The sequence below is a fragment of the Pseudomonas sp. Je.1.5.c genome, assembly GCF_051129895.1.
Classification (GTDB): Bacteria; Pseudomonadota; Gammaproteobacteria; order Pseudomonadales; family Pseudomonadaceae; genus Aquipseudomonas; species Aquipseudomonas urmiensis.
In genome coordinates this window covers 1-307 of sequence record NZ_JBCPSP010000113.1, presented here as the reverse complement: position 1 = coordinate 307, position 307 = coordinate 1, and the positions used below count along the sequence as shown (strand labels likewise).

Sequence of the window (307 nt, the reverse complement as noted above, 5' to 3'; positions counted from 1 at the left end):
CGCTGCCGAAAATCGGCAAGCACCATTACGACGCCATCGAAGGCCTGGTGCTGATTCGCACCCAAGAGACGCAACTGGTCATCGCCCGCGGCTATGCCAGCCAGGAAAGCTACCAGCGCCAGGGCGATCGCTTCGTGCTGCAGAGCATCCGCCAGCGCGGCGGCGCGCGTATCGACCTGCACAGCGACCGCAGCGGGCGCGGCATCAACCTGCAATGGCAAGGCACCGGGCCTGACGCCAAGGCGGTGCGCGAGTGGGCCGACGATGGCAGCTTCGATACCCGCCTGGCGTGGGATGCCGATGTTCG

The 307-nt window shown here is 66.8% G+C and carries 1 protein-coding gene; it reads left to right on the top strand.

The features are described 5' to 3' along the window. Positions 1–307, top strand: a 307-nt coding sequence (locus AAZU54_RS27360) for a hypothetical protein (RefSeq protein ID WP_434727903.1), incomplete at both ends; no start/stop codon positions are given.